Origin of the sequence: Pseudomonas reactans (assembly GCF_013385825.1) — a bacterium.
Classification (GTDB): domain Bacteria; phylum Pseudomonadota; class Gammaproteobacteria; order Pseudomonadales; family Pseudomonadaceae; genus Aquipseudomonas; species Aquipseudomonas reactans.
Map to the genome: position 1 here is coordinate 96,662 of NZ_JACAPG010000021.1, position 13,496 is coordinate 110,157.

Below are 13,496 nucleotides of genomic sequence, written 5' to 3' on the forward strand. Positions count from 1 at the left end.
CACGTTTAACCCCGAAGTGTCTCCCCACTCTTCGGGGTTTCTTTTTGCCCGCGATTTATCACGGCTCCGGCGAATCCTGGAAAAAGCTTGGGTTATCCCGCAGATACTGTTCGCGCATGACCGGGTCCAGCCATGAGGCATACGACTGCTGTACCTGCTCCACGGGGAGATCGTGCAGTGCTTGATTGATTAGGTCGATAGCCTGGCGTCCTTGGGGTGTGTCCGAGCAACCAATATGGATGCGCTGATAGGGCGCCGAATCTTTGATGGGATAGAAGACCAGATCGTCCGAGGCGATGCCTTGTTGCATCGCGTGATAACGGATTTCCGGCCAATAACCCAGCACCGCCTCCAATCTACCCAGACGCTGCATCTGCAACAGGCTACCCAGCGCATCATTGCCGTAATGCAGTGCGAGCTTGTGCGCATCGGCATGTTTGAGCCGTTCATCGATGACAGGTCCGTAGCTGCGCTCTGCGACGGCACCCACCCTTGCCCTATGAGCATCGAGGAACGCCTGCAGGTCAAACTGGCCTTGCGTGATGTAGGGCGCCATGGCTTCTTGCTGATTGCGCCGCACCGTCACGCCATTGCTGGCGACCACAAATGCCTGGCTGGAAAACGCGATGTACCTGGCCCGTTCGGCCGTCCACAGCAATGAAGGGTCACAGGTGAACGTAGGCTCACGCAGCATTTGCATGCCGCGTGCGCGATTGACGTGCAGCACTTGGTGCCGATATTCCGGCAGGCGTTCAATGAGTATCGGCAGCAATTGATCCAGCGCGCCCTGGCCTTTGCTTGGGCCTTCAAAAATGGTCAGTGGCGGCAAGTCGCGCAATAACCAGACCAGCGTGTCTTCAGCGTTGGCGGTCGAGCCCCAGGCGAGCATGACGCTGAGGCAAAGCTGAGCAAGCCTGCGAACCATCAGATCGCGCCTTCCTCACGTAAACGCACAATGGCGGCAGCGTCGTAACCCAGTCCGCCCAGCACCACGCTGTTATGTTCACCCAATTGCGGTCCGACCCATTCGCAGCTGCCCGGTGTGTCCGACAACTTGGGCACGATACCCGGCATCTTGAAGTCCTTGCCGTCGGGAAGCTGGGCCTTGAGAAACATCTCCCTGGCCAGGAATTGCGGGTCGCCAAGCATGTCTTCGGCACTGTAGATACGGCTGGCGGGCACTTCGGCCTTATTCAGGATCTCTACCACCTGACCCAGCGGCAGCGAGTTCACCCAGCGATCAATCACCCCGTACAGCTCATCACGGCGGCTATCGCGACCGTCATTGCTGGCGAGTGCAGGATCGTTGGCCAGGTCCTCGCGGCCGATGGCGGACATGAAGCGCTTGAAGATCGCGTCGCCGTTGGCGCCGATCTGCACATGCTTGCCGTCGGCGCTGGTGTGGATCGAGGACGGCGTGATACCGGGCATGATGTTGCCGGTGCGTTCGCGAATAAAGCCGAACACGTCGAATTCCGGGATCATGCTCTCCATCATGGCGAAGATGGCTTCGTACAGCGCCACATCCACCACTTGGCCCTGCCCGCCGTTGACTTCGCGATGACGCAGCGCCATCAACGCACCAATCACTGCCCACAACGCGGCAATCGAGTCGCCGATGGAAATGCCGGTGCGTACCGGCGGGCGGTCTTCAAAACCGGTGATGTAGCGCAAGCCGCCCATGGATTCGCCCACGGCGCCAAACCCTGGCTGGTCTTTCATCGGCCCGGTCTGGCCAAAGCCGGAGAGACGTACCATCACCAGCTTGGGGTTGAGGGCATGCAGGGTGTCCCAGCTCAGGCCGAGTTTTTCCAGCACGCCGGGGCGGAAATTCTCGATCAGGATGTCAGCGTCGGCCAGCAGTTGCTTGAGGATGGCCAGGCCGTCGGGGTGCTTGAGGTTCAGTGTCAGCGACTGCTTGTTACGCGCCTGCACGAACCACCACAGCGATGTGCCCTCGTACAACTTGCGCCATTTGCGCAGCGGGTCGCCGCCGTCGGGCGATTCGACCTTGATCACCTCAGCGCCGAACTCCGCGCAGATACGTGAGGCAAACGGGCCGGCGATCAGGGTGCCGAGTTCGATGACTTTCAGTCCGGCAAGCGGTTTGGCGTTGAACGACATGAGGTTCCTTGTCTGCGCAGGGCATTGGTTTGATGCCTTTTAACATAGGCGAGTAGCCCTGGGCAGCGCAGGATTCGTTGAATAGCCTCGCCATCGGTTAGACTGGCCGCCTTTCCCTGTCTCTAGAAGCCCGTTCATGGCCCAGCCGTCCACGACCTACAAATTCGAACTCAACCTCACCGACCTCGATCGCTCGGTGTACGAGAGCGTTAAACAGACCATCGCCCGCCATCCGTCGGAAACGGAAGAGCGCATGACTGTGCGCCTGCTGGCCTATGCCCTCTGGTACAACGAGCAGCTGTCGTTCGGGCGCGGCCTGTCAGATGTAGACGAACCAGCCCTGTGGGAAAAAAGCCTGGATGATCGGGTTTTGCACTGGATCGAAGTCGGCCAGCCCGATGCCGACCGCCTCACCTGGTGCTCGCGTCGTACCGAACGCACCAGCCTGTTGGCCTACGGCAGCTTGCGCGTGTGGGAAGGCAAGGTGGTGCCGGTGGCGAATAACCTGAAAAACGTACACATCGCCGCCGTGCCCCAGGAAGTCCTGGAGACCCTGGCCAAGGACATGCCCCGCGTCATCAAGTGGGACGTGATGATCAGCGAAGGCACGATGTTCGTCACCGACGACCGTGGCCAGCATGAAGTGCAACTGCAATGGCTGGTCGGCGAACGCGGTTGAACCTGTAGGAGCGAGCTCGCTCGCGAAGAACCTGAGGGCGCCGCGTTCATCCAGGCAATCCGTGTCATCGTTAACGATTTTCGCGAGCAAGCTCGCTCCTACCGTTTATTGAAGAGAATTCACCTGCTTCCCATGCGTATTGATCCTCGCCCGTTACCTGCCGTCCTGCCGTTTCTCGGTGAACTGCCACCGCTGTTGACCCGTCTCTACGCCGCGCGCGGGGTGCAGTCCGAGGCTGAGCTGGATAAAAGCCTGGCGCGGTTGATTCCCTACCAGCAGCTCAAGGGAATCGACGCGGCGGTGGACTTGCTGGTGACCGCCCTGGAGCAACGCCAGCGCATCCTGATCGTCGGTGACTTTGACGCCGATGGCGCCACCGCCAGCACCGTGGGCACCCTGGGCCTGCGTTTGCTCGGTGCGGCCCATGTCGATTACCTCGTGCCCAACCGTTTCGAGTACGGCTACGGCCTGACCCCGGAAATTGTCGCTGTCGCCCTGCAGCGCGAGCCGCAGTTGCTGATCACCGTGGACAACGGCATTTCCAGCGTCGAAGGTGTGGCGGCGGCGAAAGCGGCGGGGTTGCAGGTGCTGGTGACGGACCACCACTTACCTGGTGATGAGTTGCCGGCGGCGGATGCCATCGTCAATCCGAACCAGCCCGGCTGTGAGTTTCCGAGCAAGGCCCTGGCTGGCGTGGGTGTGATCTTTTACGTGCTGATGGCACTGCGTGCGCGCCTGCGCAGCTTGGGCTGGTACGACAACAAGCCGCAACCCAACATTGGTGAATTACTCGACCTGGTTGCCCTGGGCAGCGTCGCCGACGTAGTGCCCCTGGACGCCAACAACCGCATCCTGGTGCATCAGGGCCTGGAGCGTATCCGCGCCGGTCGCGCGCGGCCAGGGATCAAGGCGATCCTGGAAGTGGCCAAGCGTGATGCCGCGCGTATCACCTCCACCGATCTGGGATTTATCCTTGGGCCACGCCTGAACGCGGCGGGTCGCCTGGATGATATGAGCCTGGGCATCGAATGCCTGCTCACCACCGACGTTGCCGCCGCGCGGGAAATGGCCGCGCAACTGGACGGCATGAACCAGGATCGCAAATCCATCGAGCAAGGCATGCAGCGCGAGGCCCTGGCCCAGCTCAAGGACTTGCCGGTGGAGTCGATGCCTTACGGCTTGTGCCTGTTCGACTCGGAATGGCACCAGGGCGTGATCGGGATTCTCGCTTCGCGTATGAAAGAACGTTACTTCCGCCCGACCATCGCCTTTGCCGACGCCGGGGATGGCTTGCTCAAGGGCTCAGGGCGCTCTGTGCAGGGTTTTCATATTCGTGATGCGCTGGCAGTGGTTGCGAGCCAGCATCCCAACCTGATCGCCAAATACGGCGGTCACGCCATGGCGGCGGGGCTGACATTACCCGAAGAAAACTTCCCGCTGTTTGCCGAAGCCTTTGATGCTGAAGTGCGTCGACAACTGCGTGAAGAAGATTTGACGGGACGCTTGTTGTCTGACGGCACCCTGGCGGTGGAAGAGTTTCACCTGGAACTGGCCCGCGCGTTGCGACATGCCGGGCCGTGGGGGCAGCACTTTCCCGAGCCGGTCTTTCACGGTGTATTCCAGTTGGTAGAGCAGCGCGTGGTGGGTGAGCGGCACCTGAAGGTGGTGCTCAAGACTGAATGCGGGTCAGTGAAACTCGATGGCATTGCCTTTGGAGTGGATCGTGAGGTCTGGCCGAACCCGACCGTGCGTTGGGTGGAGCTGGCCTACAAGCTGGATGTGAACGAGTTTCGTGGGAATGAGACGGTGCAACTGATGATTGCCCACATCGAACCGCGCTAGGCTCGATCAACTCCGTGCGCTAGTAGGAGCGAGCTTGCTCGCGAAAAACCTGAGGGCAACGCGTTCATCCAGGATGCCCGCGTTATCGTTGACGTTCTTCGCGAGCAAGCTCGCTCCTACAGGTTATTCGGTTTTGGCTTGGTGTTTGACGATGATATCCACCAACCGCTTGGCCAGCGCCGGGTAGTTCTCATCGAAGTGATGCCCACCTGGCAACTTCAACGCTTCACCCACGGCTGTCTTATCCGTGCAGCCGCTCTCGTCGACCTCTTCCGCTCCGTAGATGCACACCACTTTCTCAGGTGGCAGCTTGGCCATTTCCGGGCCGGTGGCGGCTTCTTTACCAGCGTTACCCAACCAGCCTTCCACTTCGATTTCGAAGCTGCCGGTGCGCGCGAACGCCAACAGGATGATCGCATCCACGCGCTGCTGCTCGTTTTCCGGCAGGCGGTTGTAGATCGCCGGCAATACATCGGCACCGAACGAATAACCGGTCAGTACGAAGCGCTTGGTGCCCCATTTCTGACGGTAGTGCTGCATGAGCTCGGTGAGGTCCTTGGCGCTTTGTTCCGGGGTCTTGTGCTGCCAGTAGTAACGCAGGGTATCGATACCCACCACCGGATAGCCGATCTTGGCCATTTCGCCGGCCACGTCACGGTCCAGGTCGCGCCAGCCACCATCACCGGAGAGGAACAGGGTGACGGTATCTTTCGCTTGGCCGGCCGGCACCTCAACCACTGGAATCGCCAGGCCGCCGTTGTCCGAACCCACCAGTTGCTTGCGTAACTCGTTGTTCAGCACTTGCGGGTAGTGAATGTCGTAGTCGCTGATGCTGGTGGTGGCGCGCGGTGTATCGCGTACGAAACTGGCGCTTTCATCGTCAGGGTTGTCATTCCAGGCCACCAGCCAATTGCCGTGTGCGGCCGTTTTCGGCAGCGGGTCCTTGCAGCCTTCCTGCACCAAGGCGAAGCCGACGGAGATGGCGTTGGCCTTGTCGTCGTTCTGGGTGGCCAACCAGCGCCAGGCGAGGGCGGCGCCAGGGCCGATGCCGCTGACCAGCGTCGTTGGGCCCTTGAGCTGGCCCAGGGCGTTTTGCAGCGCTTGCTCCTGCAGCTTGCAGTCGTCCTTGGGCAGGATCACCTGGACAATCTGCGCCTTGCCGCCTTGGCTCAAGGCGACCAGTTGGCTGTCGGTCAGGATTTCATCGGGCAACACGGCCACGGCCACACGGGCTTTCGGCGTTCCGTACGGGGTTACCCGAGTCATCACCGAGCCATCGGCCTGGGGCAGTTGCTCCAGGGTCGGCTGCGGGGCAGGGCGGTTCCAGTACCAATAGCCGCCACCCAGGACCAGGGCGAGCAGCACTACAAAGGCCAATACATACCGCCAGGAGCGTCGAATCATCAGCGTTTCACCAATCCAGTCAAGCCGCCCGCGATCAGGGCGGCGGTATCGGCCAGTGCCACCAGCGGATCAAGTCCTGCGGGCACGGCCATGTAACGGGGTTCCCAGTCAGGCTGGAACTTGTCTTTGAAGCGGCGCAAACCTTGGAAGTTATACAGTTGCTCGCCACGGCGGAACACCATCGAACCCAGGCGTTGGGTCAACGGGGCGCCGCGTCGTGGTTGCAGGCCCGACAACGGCACCATGCCGAGGCTGAAGCGGGCGTAGCCGTGACTCTTATAGTGTTGAATCAGGCCGACCATCATGAACTCCATGGTCAGCTTGGGCGCGTCCGGGTGGGCGCGCATCAGGTCGAGACTGGCCAGGTCGTGGTTGTAGGTCTCGAGTAGGTTGGCGAAGGCCACCGGGCGCCCTTCGAAGCGAATGATCGCAATGCGAAAGTGCTTGAGGTAGTCGTCGCTGAAACGTCCCAGGGAAAAGCCTTTTTCCCGTACATTCTTGCCGGTCAGCCAGGCATCGGAGATTACCTTGAGCTCGTCCATCGGCGCGGTGCCCGGCTCGCAGATCTCCAGGGACAGGCCGTCCCGCGAGCCGCGGTTCCAGGTGTAGCGCAGGTCCTTCATCTCTTTGCCCTTGGCTTCCAGGTCAAAGCGTTTCAGGTCGACACGGGCTTCTTCGCCCAACTTGATGGCGGTGAGGCCGATGTCCATGTAGTACGGCAGGTTCTCGGCGCGGACCTGGTAGAACACCGGGCGCGCATGGTGAATGTCGCACAGGTCACGGAACTGCCAGATCATCTCGGCCCGTGGCTGGGTCGGGCCAATCGGGTCGTACAAGGCTACCAGGCTGCGGCCGCGGCGGGCGTACATGAGGAACGCTTCATCATTGGGGTGGAACAGCAGCGCTTTATCGCCGGTAAGCGCCAGGCCTCCGTCGGGCTGGGACGAGGCCATCAGGATCTTGCTGGCGCGCTCCAGTTCGTCCGGCGTTGGCAAGTGGATCACCGGGCGCGCGGTGCGCAGCAGCCAGGTCAGCGACACAACCACCAGCACCACAGCGGCACCCAACAGCGAACGCAGGCCGCGTGGGGCGTTGGCGTCCAGGGTGAACTGCCACCACAGCTGATGGCTGTAAGGCACGTCTTGATAAGCGAACAGCAATAACCAGATCGAAGCACCCAGCACGCAGACACTGGCCACCAGGTACAGCGGCGAGAAGGGCAGTTCGGTGAGGCGGCTGGCGCGATAAAACGAGCGTCGGAAGATCGCCAGCAGGATCGCGGTCATGGTCATCAGGCTGGCTTCTTCCCAGTCGAAACCCTTGAGCAGCGAAAGCAGGGCGCCGACCAACAGCAGCACCATGGTCAGCATCCAGGCCGCCGACAAGCGTCGGCGCAGGCCCTGGGCCAACAACAGGCACAGCACGCCGATCAGGCTGGCGCCAAAGTGCGACGCGTCAATCAGGCGGTGGGGAATCAGGAAGCCGATGTTTTCCAGGCGTGAGTCGATTTCGGGCGTGGCGCCAGAGAACAGCAGGACCACGCCGGACAAAAAAACCAGCACGGCCAGCACTGGCGCGGCCAGCCCCGAGGCGACCCGCAGGCTTTGCTGGGTCTGGAACAGGCGCTGTGCTTCGTTGACCAGCAGGAACACGCAGGCGATCAGCAGCGGCAACACCACGTAGATCATGCGATACAGCAGCAGGGCGGCGGCCAATGGCGCGGCCCCCAGTTTGTCGGCGAAGGCCGCCAGCAGGATCGCTTCGAATACGCCCACACCGCCCGGCACATGGCTGAGCACGCCAGCGGCCAGGGCCAGCAGGTATACCAGCAGGAAGGGACCGAACGGCGGCGCTTCCGGCAGCAGCATATAAAGGACAGTGGCGGCAGCGGCCACGTCCAGCGCGGTAATGATCAGTTGCAGGAAGGTCAGACGGCGACCCGGCAGGCGCAGGGTACGACGACCGGCTTTTACCAGCAGGTTATCCGGGTAGGGTTGTTCCGGCAGGCGACGGCGATAAATACCGATGCACAACACCGCCGACAACAGCAGCACCGCGCCAGCAATACCGCCCAGCACCGCCTGTGGCAAATGCAGGTAGGTCGATGCGGCGGGCAGGTTGCTCAGTGTCGCCAATGCAGCCAGTGGCGGCAGTGCGGTGCCGAGCGCCAGGCTGGCGAACACCGTCATATGGGCGACTTCCGAAGCCCCGATGCCATGGCGTGCATATAAACGGTAACGCACCGAACCACCGGAGAGCATCGACAGGCCAATCGCATTGCCGATGGCGAAGGCGGTAAAGCCACCGAGGGCCAGGGTTTTGGCGGGCAGGTTCACGCCCGCGTAGCGCGCGCCGGAAAATTCATAGCCCAATAGAATGACGAAACCGGCGACGGCCGCCGCAAACGCACCCAGCAAGGCGGGCTTGGGCACTTCCAGGATCGAATCGTGGAGAGCGTAGAGGTCCAGTTCCAACAGCAGGTGGCGGCAGGCGATCAGGGCGATGGCGAACAACAATAGAGTGACGGCCAGCCCGATGGGTTGCCGGTACTTGCTCACCAGATCCAGCCAACGCAAACGGGTGGGTGTGATCGGTTGTTCTGCTGTGACAGTGTCTTGTGGTTCAGACGAGTTGGCGCGCATCAATCACCTCGTGGATTGTGCGCGACAGGATGGAGGTATCCAGCCAAGTTACCAATCCCTATGGACAAAATAATTACAAATATTAACGCGTATCACCGGGTGCGGCGACTGCGGCCATTGGTCGTAGAGGGTAGCGCTTGAGCATTGAGCATAGCTTGCAATGAGATGGACTCTACAAACCGCGAGCGGTTTCATGAAAGATGCCATGCCATTGTTTCAGAAGAACTTTTTCACCGGATACAAAAAAGGCCACTCTTTCGAGTAGCCTTTTTTGATGTTTGGTTGCGGGAGCCGGATTTGAACCGACGACCTTCGGGTTATGAGCCCGACGAGCTACCAGACTGCTCCATCCCGCGTCTGTGGGCGGCATTCTACAGCCCAGCGGCGGGGTGTCAACTGTTAATAGATATATCGGTCAAATAACTGCTCAGGCAACCTAAGTTTCAGATTGGAAAAGGTTTTTGTAGTGAGCGGGCTTGCCCCGCGCCGGGCTGCTCCGCAGCCCGTAGTGAAGTTCACTCGGTCCAGCCCTACAAAACTGACACGCACAAAAAAGGCCACTCTTTCGAGTAGCCTTTTTTGATGTTTGGTTGCGGGAGCCGGATTTGAACCGACGACCTTCGGGTTATGAGCCCGACGAGCTACCAGACTGCTCCATCCCGCGTCTGTGTGTCGGCATTCTACAGAGGAACGCAGGTGTGTCAACCCGTGAGTCGAAGAAAAGCGCTTGTGGTTCAATCGGTTAGCTCTCCAAGGTGGCCTCTCGATACCCCGCCAGCCCAGTCTGGCCGAGGGTTTCAGCTCTATCAGCAGGCCAAATTCGATTGAGAAAATAAATTCATCCGGGATTTTTCCTACCGCTCAAGCGGAAGAATCAAACTACTGGTGCTATATACAGGTGTGAATGCGATACTGGCCACCCGTAGGTACACACCCCCATTTATATGACGCAGCGCAAAATCATCCACGTCGACTGTGATTGCTTCTACGCCGCCATCGAGATGCGCGATGACCCGAGCCTGGCGCAAAAACCGCTGGCGGTGGGTGGCTCGGCGGACCGGCGCGGGGTGATCGCCACCTGCAACTACGAGGCGCGGGCCTATGGCGTGCGCTCGGCCATGTCGTCACGCCACGCCTTGAAGCTGTGCCCGGACCTGACCATCGTCAAGCCGCGTATGGATGCTTATAAAGAAGCGTCGAAGGAAATCCAGACCATCTTTCGCGACTACACCGATCTGATCGAGCCGTTGTCACTGGATGAAGCCTATCTGGACGTGTCCGACAGCCCGCATTTCGGCGGTAGTGCCACGCGCATTGCCCAGGATATTCGCCGGCGTGTCTCCAACCAGTTGCACATCACCGTGTCCGCCGGCGTGGCGCCGAACAAATTCCTGGCCAAGATCGCCAGCGATTGGAAAAAACCCAACGGATTGTTTGTGATCACCCCGGACCAGGTTGAAGACTTCGTCTCGCAACTGCGCGTGAGCAAGTTGCACGGTGTGGGCAAAGTGACGGCCGACAAACTGGCGCGCCTGGGAATCGAAGACTGCCTGCAGTTGCGCGAGTGGAACAAGCTGGCGCTGGTGCGCGAGTTCGGCAGTTTTGGCGAGCGACTGTGGAGCCTGGCTCGTGGGATCGATGACCGCGTGGTGCAGAACGACAGTCGCCGGCAGTCGATCAGTGTGGAAAATACCTACGACGTGGACCTGCCGGATCTCTCAAGTTGCCTGGCCAAACTCCCCGAACTGATGGAAACCCTGGCCGGACGCATGGCGCGCATCGACAGCAGTTACCGGGCGGGCAAGCCATTCGTTAAGGTGAAATTTCATGACTTTACCCAGACCACCCTGGAGCAGGCGGGGGCAAGGCGGGATCTGGAGAGTTATCAACAACTGCTGACGCAGGCGTTCAATCGGGGTGGGAAGCCGGTGCGGTTGCTGGGGATTGGGGTGCGGTTGCTGGACCTGAGTGGTGGCAATGAACAGCTGGAGTTATTTACCCCTTTGTAGGAGCGAGCTTGCTCGCGAAGAGCGCATCGGCAACGCGTTCATTCAGGACGCTCGCGTTATCGTTGACGTTTTTCGCGAGCAAGCTCGCTCCTACAAGGTTCAGCGAGCTCCAGGATCCGCCACCAACCGCCCCGCATCCTTGGTCAGCGCTTGCAGGAATTCCTGCTGCAACTCGGGATCATTGCGGGTCAGTTCGATCAGGCTTTGCTCCAGCTCACTGGCTTCCTCTTCCAGGCCCAGTTCAGACAAGCGCTTGACCCGGTGCACCCACTGGCTGACTTCGTCGTCTTCCAGGTCGTCGTAGATCAGGCCATGGGCTTCCAGCAACTTGCTGCGCAAGGTGCTGCTGACCGCCAGCGTGGAGTCCGAATGCACGTCGTCCTGGCCATCTTCCACGCTGATCTTCAAGGTCGTGACGCGGTTCAGGTCCTGTTCGGCAAACGGGCTGTCCAACAGGTTCAGGCGTAATACGCCGTTACGGTCGGTGGTCAACTCGTGGACTTGCTTGCCGGCGGTGACCTGCACCGGACGTTCGCTCCAGGGCAGGCTCGAATACTCCACGCGCTTGTCGCGCTGGACTTCATCGATACCCGCCAGGTTCTGTTGCGCACGGCCGTGGGACTGCACGTTCATGAACGGATTGAGGCCGTCCACGCCATAGATCAGCCAGTCACGCGTCACACTGGTCGGCAGGTTGCCAAGGGCGAATACGTTCACCACATTGGCGCCCGCGCCGGCCACCAGGGCTACGGCACCCAACGGCATCTCATAGAGTTTGCGCCAGGGCTGATAGGGCGTGTAGCGATCGTAACGACGGGTGACTTCGAACTCGGTGACCTCGAAGGTCTTCTGTTCGTGAATACGCACCCGGCGTTGCGGCAGCTCCAGCACTTTGGGTTCGCCTACGTCGATCTGCAGGCTGTGGTCGAGCAACTTACGCTCGACCCGCTCCTCGTGCTCACTGCGTTGCGACATCTGGTTGGCGCAGCCGCTGACCAGCAGGGCGCCGCACAAGGCGGCGCCCCCCAGGGCTCTGGTGTTTCGCTTGAACATGACTTCTCTTGATCTGGTTTTCAGCGACGAATACGCGCCTGAAGGAAAGACAGCACGTCAGCCACCGGCAACGGTTGGGCTTCGGCTTCGGTCCGGCTCTTGTATTCCAGATTGCCATCGGCCAGGCCGCGGTCACTGACCACGATCCGGTGCGGGATGCCAATCAATTCCATGTCGGCGAACTTGATGCCCGGGCTGGTTTTCTTGTCCCGGTCATCCAGCAACACTTCAAAACCGGCGGCCGTCAGGTCGGCATACAGTTTGTCGGTGGCTTCGCGTACTTGCTCGGTCTCATAACGCAGTGGCACCAGGGCGATCTGGAACGGCGCCAGAGTGTCGCTCCAGATGATGCCGTTCGCGTCGTTGTTCTGCTCGATGGCAGCGGCAACCACGCGGGAAACGCCAATGCCGTAGCAACCCATTTCCAGGATTACCGGCTTGCCGTTCTCGCCCAGTACTTTGCAGTTCATCGCCTGGCTGTACTTGTTACCCAGCTGGAAGATGTGCCCGACTTCGATGCCGCGCTTGATTTCCAGGGTGCCCTTGCCATCCGGGCTCGGGTCACCGGCGACCACGTTACGCAGGTCGGCCACGGTCGGAACCGGCAGGTCACGCTCCCAGTTCACGCCGAAGTAGTGCTTGTCGTCGATGTTCGCGCCGATGCCGAAGTCGCTCATCAGCTCGACCGAACGGTCGATGATGATCGGCAGCGGCAGGTTCAGCGGGCCGAGCGAACCGGCGCCGGCGCCAATGGCGTCGCGCAGTTCGGCGTCGGTGGCCATGACCAGCGGGCTGGCCACGCCAGGTTGCTGGGCAGCCTTGATTTCGTTGAGTTCGTGGTCGCCACGGATCACCAGCGCCATCAGCTTGCCTTCTTCTTCGGCGCGCACGATCAGGGTCTTGATGGTCTTCTCAATCGGCAGATTGAATTTTTCCACCAGGGCCGCGATGGTCTTGGTCTCTGGCGTATCCACCAGGCGCAGCTCTTCAGCCGGCGCTGGGCGGGAAGTTTCCCGTGGCACGGCTTCGGCTTTCTCGATGTTCGCCGCGTAGTCGGAACCGTTGCTGAACACGATATCGTCTTCGCCGGACTCGGCCAGTACGTGGAATTCGTGGGAGCCGGCACCGCCGATGGAGCCGTTGTCCGCTTCAACCGGGCGGAATTTCAGGCCCAGGCGCGTGAACACGTTGCAGTAGGCCTGGTGCATACGGTCGTAGGTGACCTGCAGCGACGCCTGGTCGGCGTGGAACGAGTACGCATCCTTCATGATGAATTCGCGGCCGCGCATCAAGCCGAAGCGTGGGCGGATTTCGTCACGGAATTTGGTCTGGATCTGATACAGGTTCAGCGGCAGCTGCTTGTAGCTGCTCAGCTCGTTGCGCATCAGGTCGGTGATCACTTCTTCGTGGGTCGGGCCGGCGCAGAAATCGCGGCCATGACGATCCTTGAAGCGCAGCAACTCAGGGCCGTACTCTTCCCAGCGCCCGGATTCCTGCCACAGTTCAGCCGGTTGGGTGCTCGGCATCAACACTTCCAGAGAGCCGGCGGCGTTCATTTCTTCACGAACGATGGCTTCGACCTTGCGCATCACCTTCAAGCCCATGGGCAGCCAGGTGTACAGGCCGGAGGCCAGCTTGCGGATCATACCGGCGCGCAGCATCAGCTGATGGCTGATCACGACCGCGTCGGAAGGCGTTTCTTTCTGTGTGGCGAGCAAATATTGACTGGTACGCATGGTAGGC

Annotated in this window: 9 protein-coding genes and 2 tRNA genes; 3 read left to right on the forward strand and 8 right to left on the reverse strand. The window is 60.6% G+C overall.

Annotated features, from left to right (window positions below):
• Window positions 1–58 precede the first annotated feature (58 nt).
• Together HX868_RS25085 and HX868_RS25090 are read right to left on the reverse strand one after the other, a co-directional pair.
• Window positions 59–925, reverse strand: a complete 867-nt coding sequence (locus HX868_RS25085) for a TIGR02285 family protein (RefSeq protein WP_177004723.1) — start codon at window positions 923–925, stop codon at window positions 59–61.
• Complete coding sequence (locus tag HX868_RS25090) at window positions 925–2,124, reverse strand: CaiB/BaiF CoA transferase family protein (protein ID WP_177004724.1); 1,200 nt, start codon at window positions 2,122–2,124, stop codon at window positions 925–927. The genes HX868_RS25085 and HX868_RS25090 overlap by 1 nt, the downstream gene beginning before the upstream one ends.
• A gap of 136 nt (window positions 2,125–2,260) precedes the next feature.
• Between HX868_RS25090 and HX868_RS25095 the strand changes: the two genes are divergently transcribed.
• Both HX868_RS25095 and recJ read left to right on the forward strand, forming a co-directional pair.
• A complete protein-coding gene (locus tag HX868_RS25095) occupies window positions 2,261–2,803 on the forward strand; it encodes a YaeQ family protein (RefSeq protein ID WP_016977727.1) in 543 nt (180 codons plus the stop codon).
• A 132-nt stretch (window positions 2,804–2,935) separates the two neighbouring features.
• Window positions 2,936–4,645: a single-stranded-DNA-specific exonuclease RecJ gene (recJ, locus tag HX868_RS25100; RefSeq protein ID WP_177004725.1), complete on the forward strand. Its 1,710-nt coding sequence runs from the start codon at window positions 2,936–2,938 to the stop codon at window positions 4,643–4,645.
• Between the two features lie 123 nt (window positions 4,646–4,768).
• Here recJ and HX868_RS25105 read toward each other — a convergent pair whose 3' ends face one another.
• From HX868_RS25105 to HX868_RS25120, 4 genes are all read right to left on the reverse strand, one after another.
• A complete protein-coding gene (locus HX868_RS25105; protein ID WP_177004726.1) occupies window positions 4,769–6,049 on the reverse strand; it encodes a virulence factor family protein in 1,281 nt (426 codons plus the stop codon).
• On the reverse strand, window positions 6,049–8,691 hold the full coding sequence (gene mprF, locus HX868_RS25110) for a bifunctional lysylphosphatidylglycerol flippase/synthetase MprF (protein WP_016977730.1): 2,643 nt from the start codon (window positions 8,689–8,691) through the stop codon (window positions 6,049–6,051). Before mprF ends, HX868_RS25105 begins: the two co-directional genes overlap by 1 nt.
• A 279-nt stretch (window positions 8,692–8,970) precedes the next feature.
• Window positions 8,971–9,047: transfer RNA gene (locus HX868_RS25115), tRNA-Met, on the reverse strand.
• 231 nt (window positions 9,048–9,278) lie between these two features.
• Window positions 9,279–9,355 (reverse strand) — tRNA-Met (locus tag HX868_RS25120).
• A 280-nt stretch (window positions 9,356–9,635) separates the two neighbouring features.
• Here HX868_RS25120 and dinB point away from each other — a divergent pair.
• Entirely contained in the window at window positions 9,636–10,700 is a 1,065-nt protein-coding gene (gene dinB / locus HX868_RS25125; protein WP_177004727.1) for a DNA polymerase IV, read from the forward strand.
• Between the two features lie 99 nt (window positions 10,701–10,799).
• Here dinB and HX868_RS25130 read toward each other — a convergent pair whose 3' ends face one another.
• Complete coding sequence (locus HX868_RS25130) at window positions 10,800–11,753, reverse strand: hypothetical protein (protein ID WP_016975523.1); 954 nt, start codon at window positions 11,751–11,753, stop codon at window positions 10,800–10,802.
• A 20-nt stretch (window positions 11,754–11,773) separates the two neighbouring features.
• Complete coding sequence (locus HX868_RS25135; RefSeq protein WP_177004728.1) at window positions 11,774–13,489, reverse strand: proline--tRNA ligase; 1,716 nt, start codon at window positions 13,487–13,489, stop codon at window positions 11,774–11,776.
• Between the last annotated feature and the right edge of the window lie 7 nt (window positions 13,490–13,496).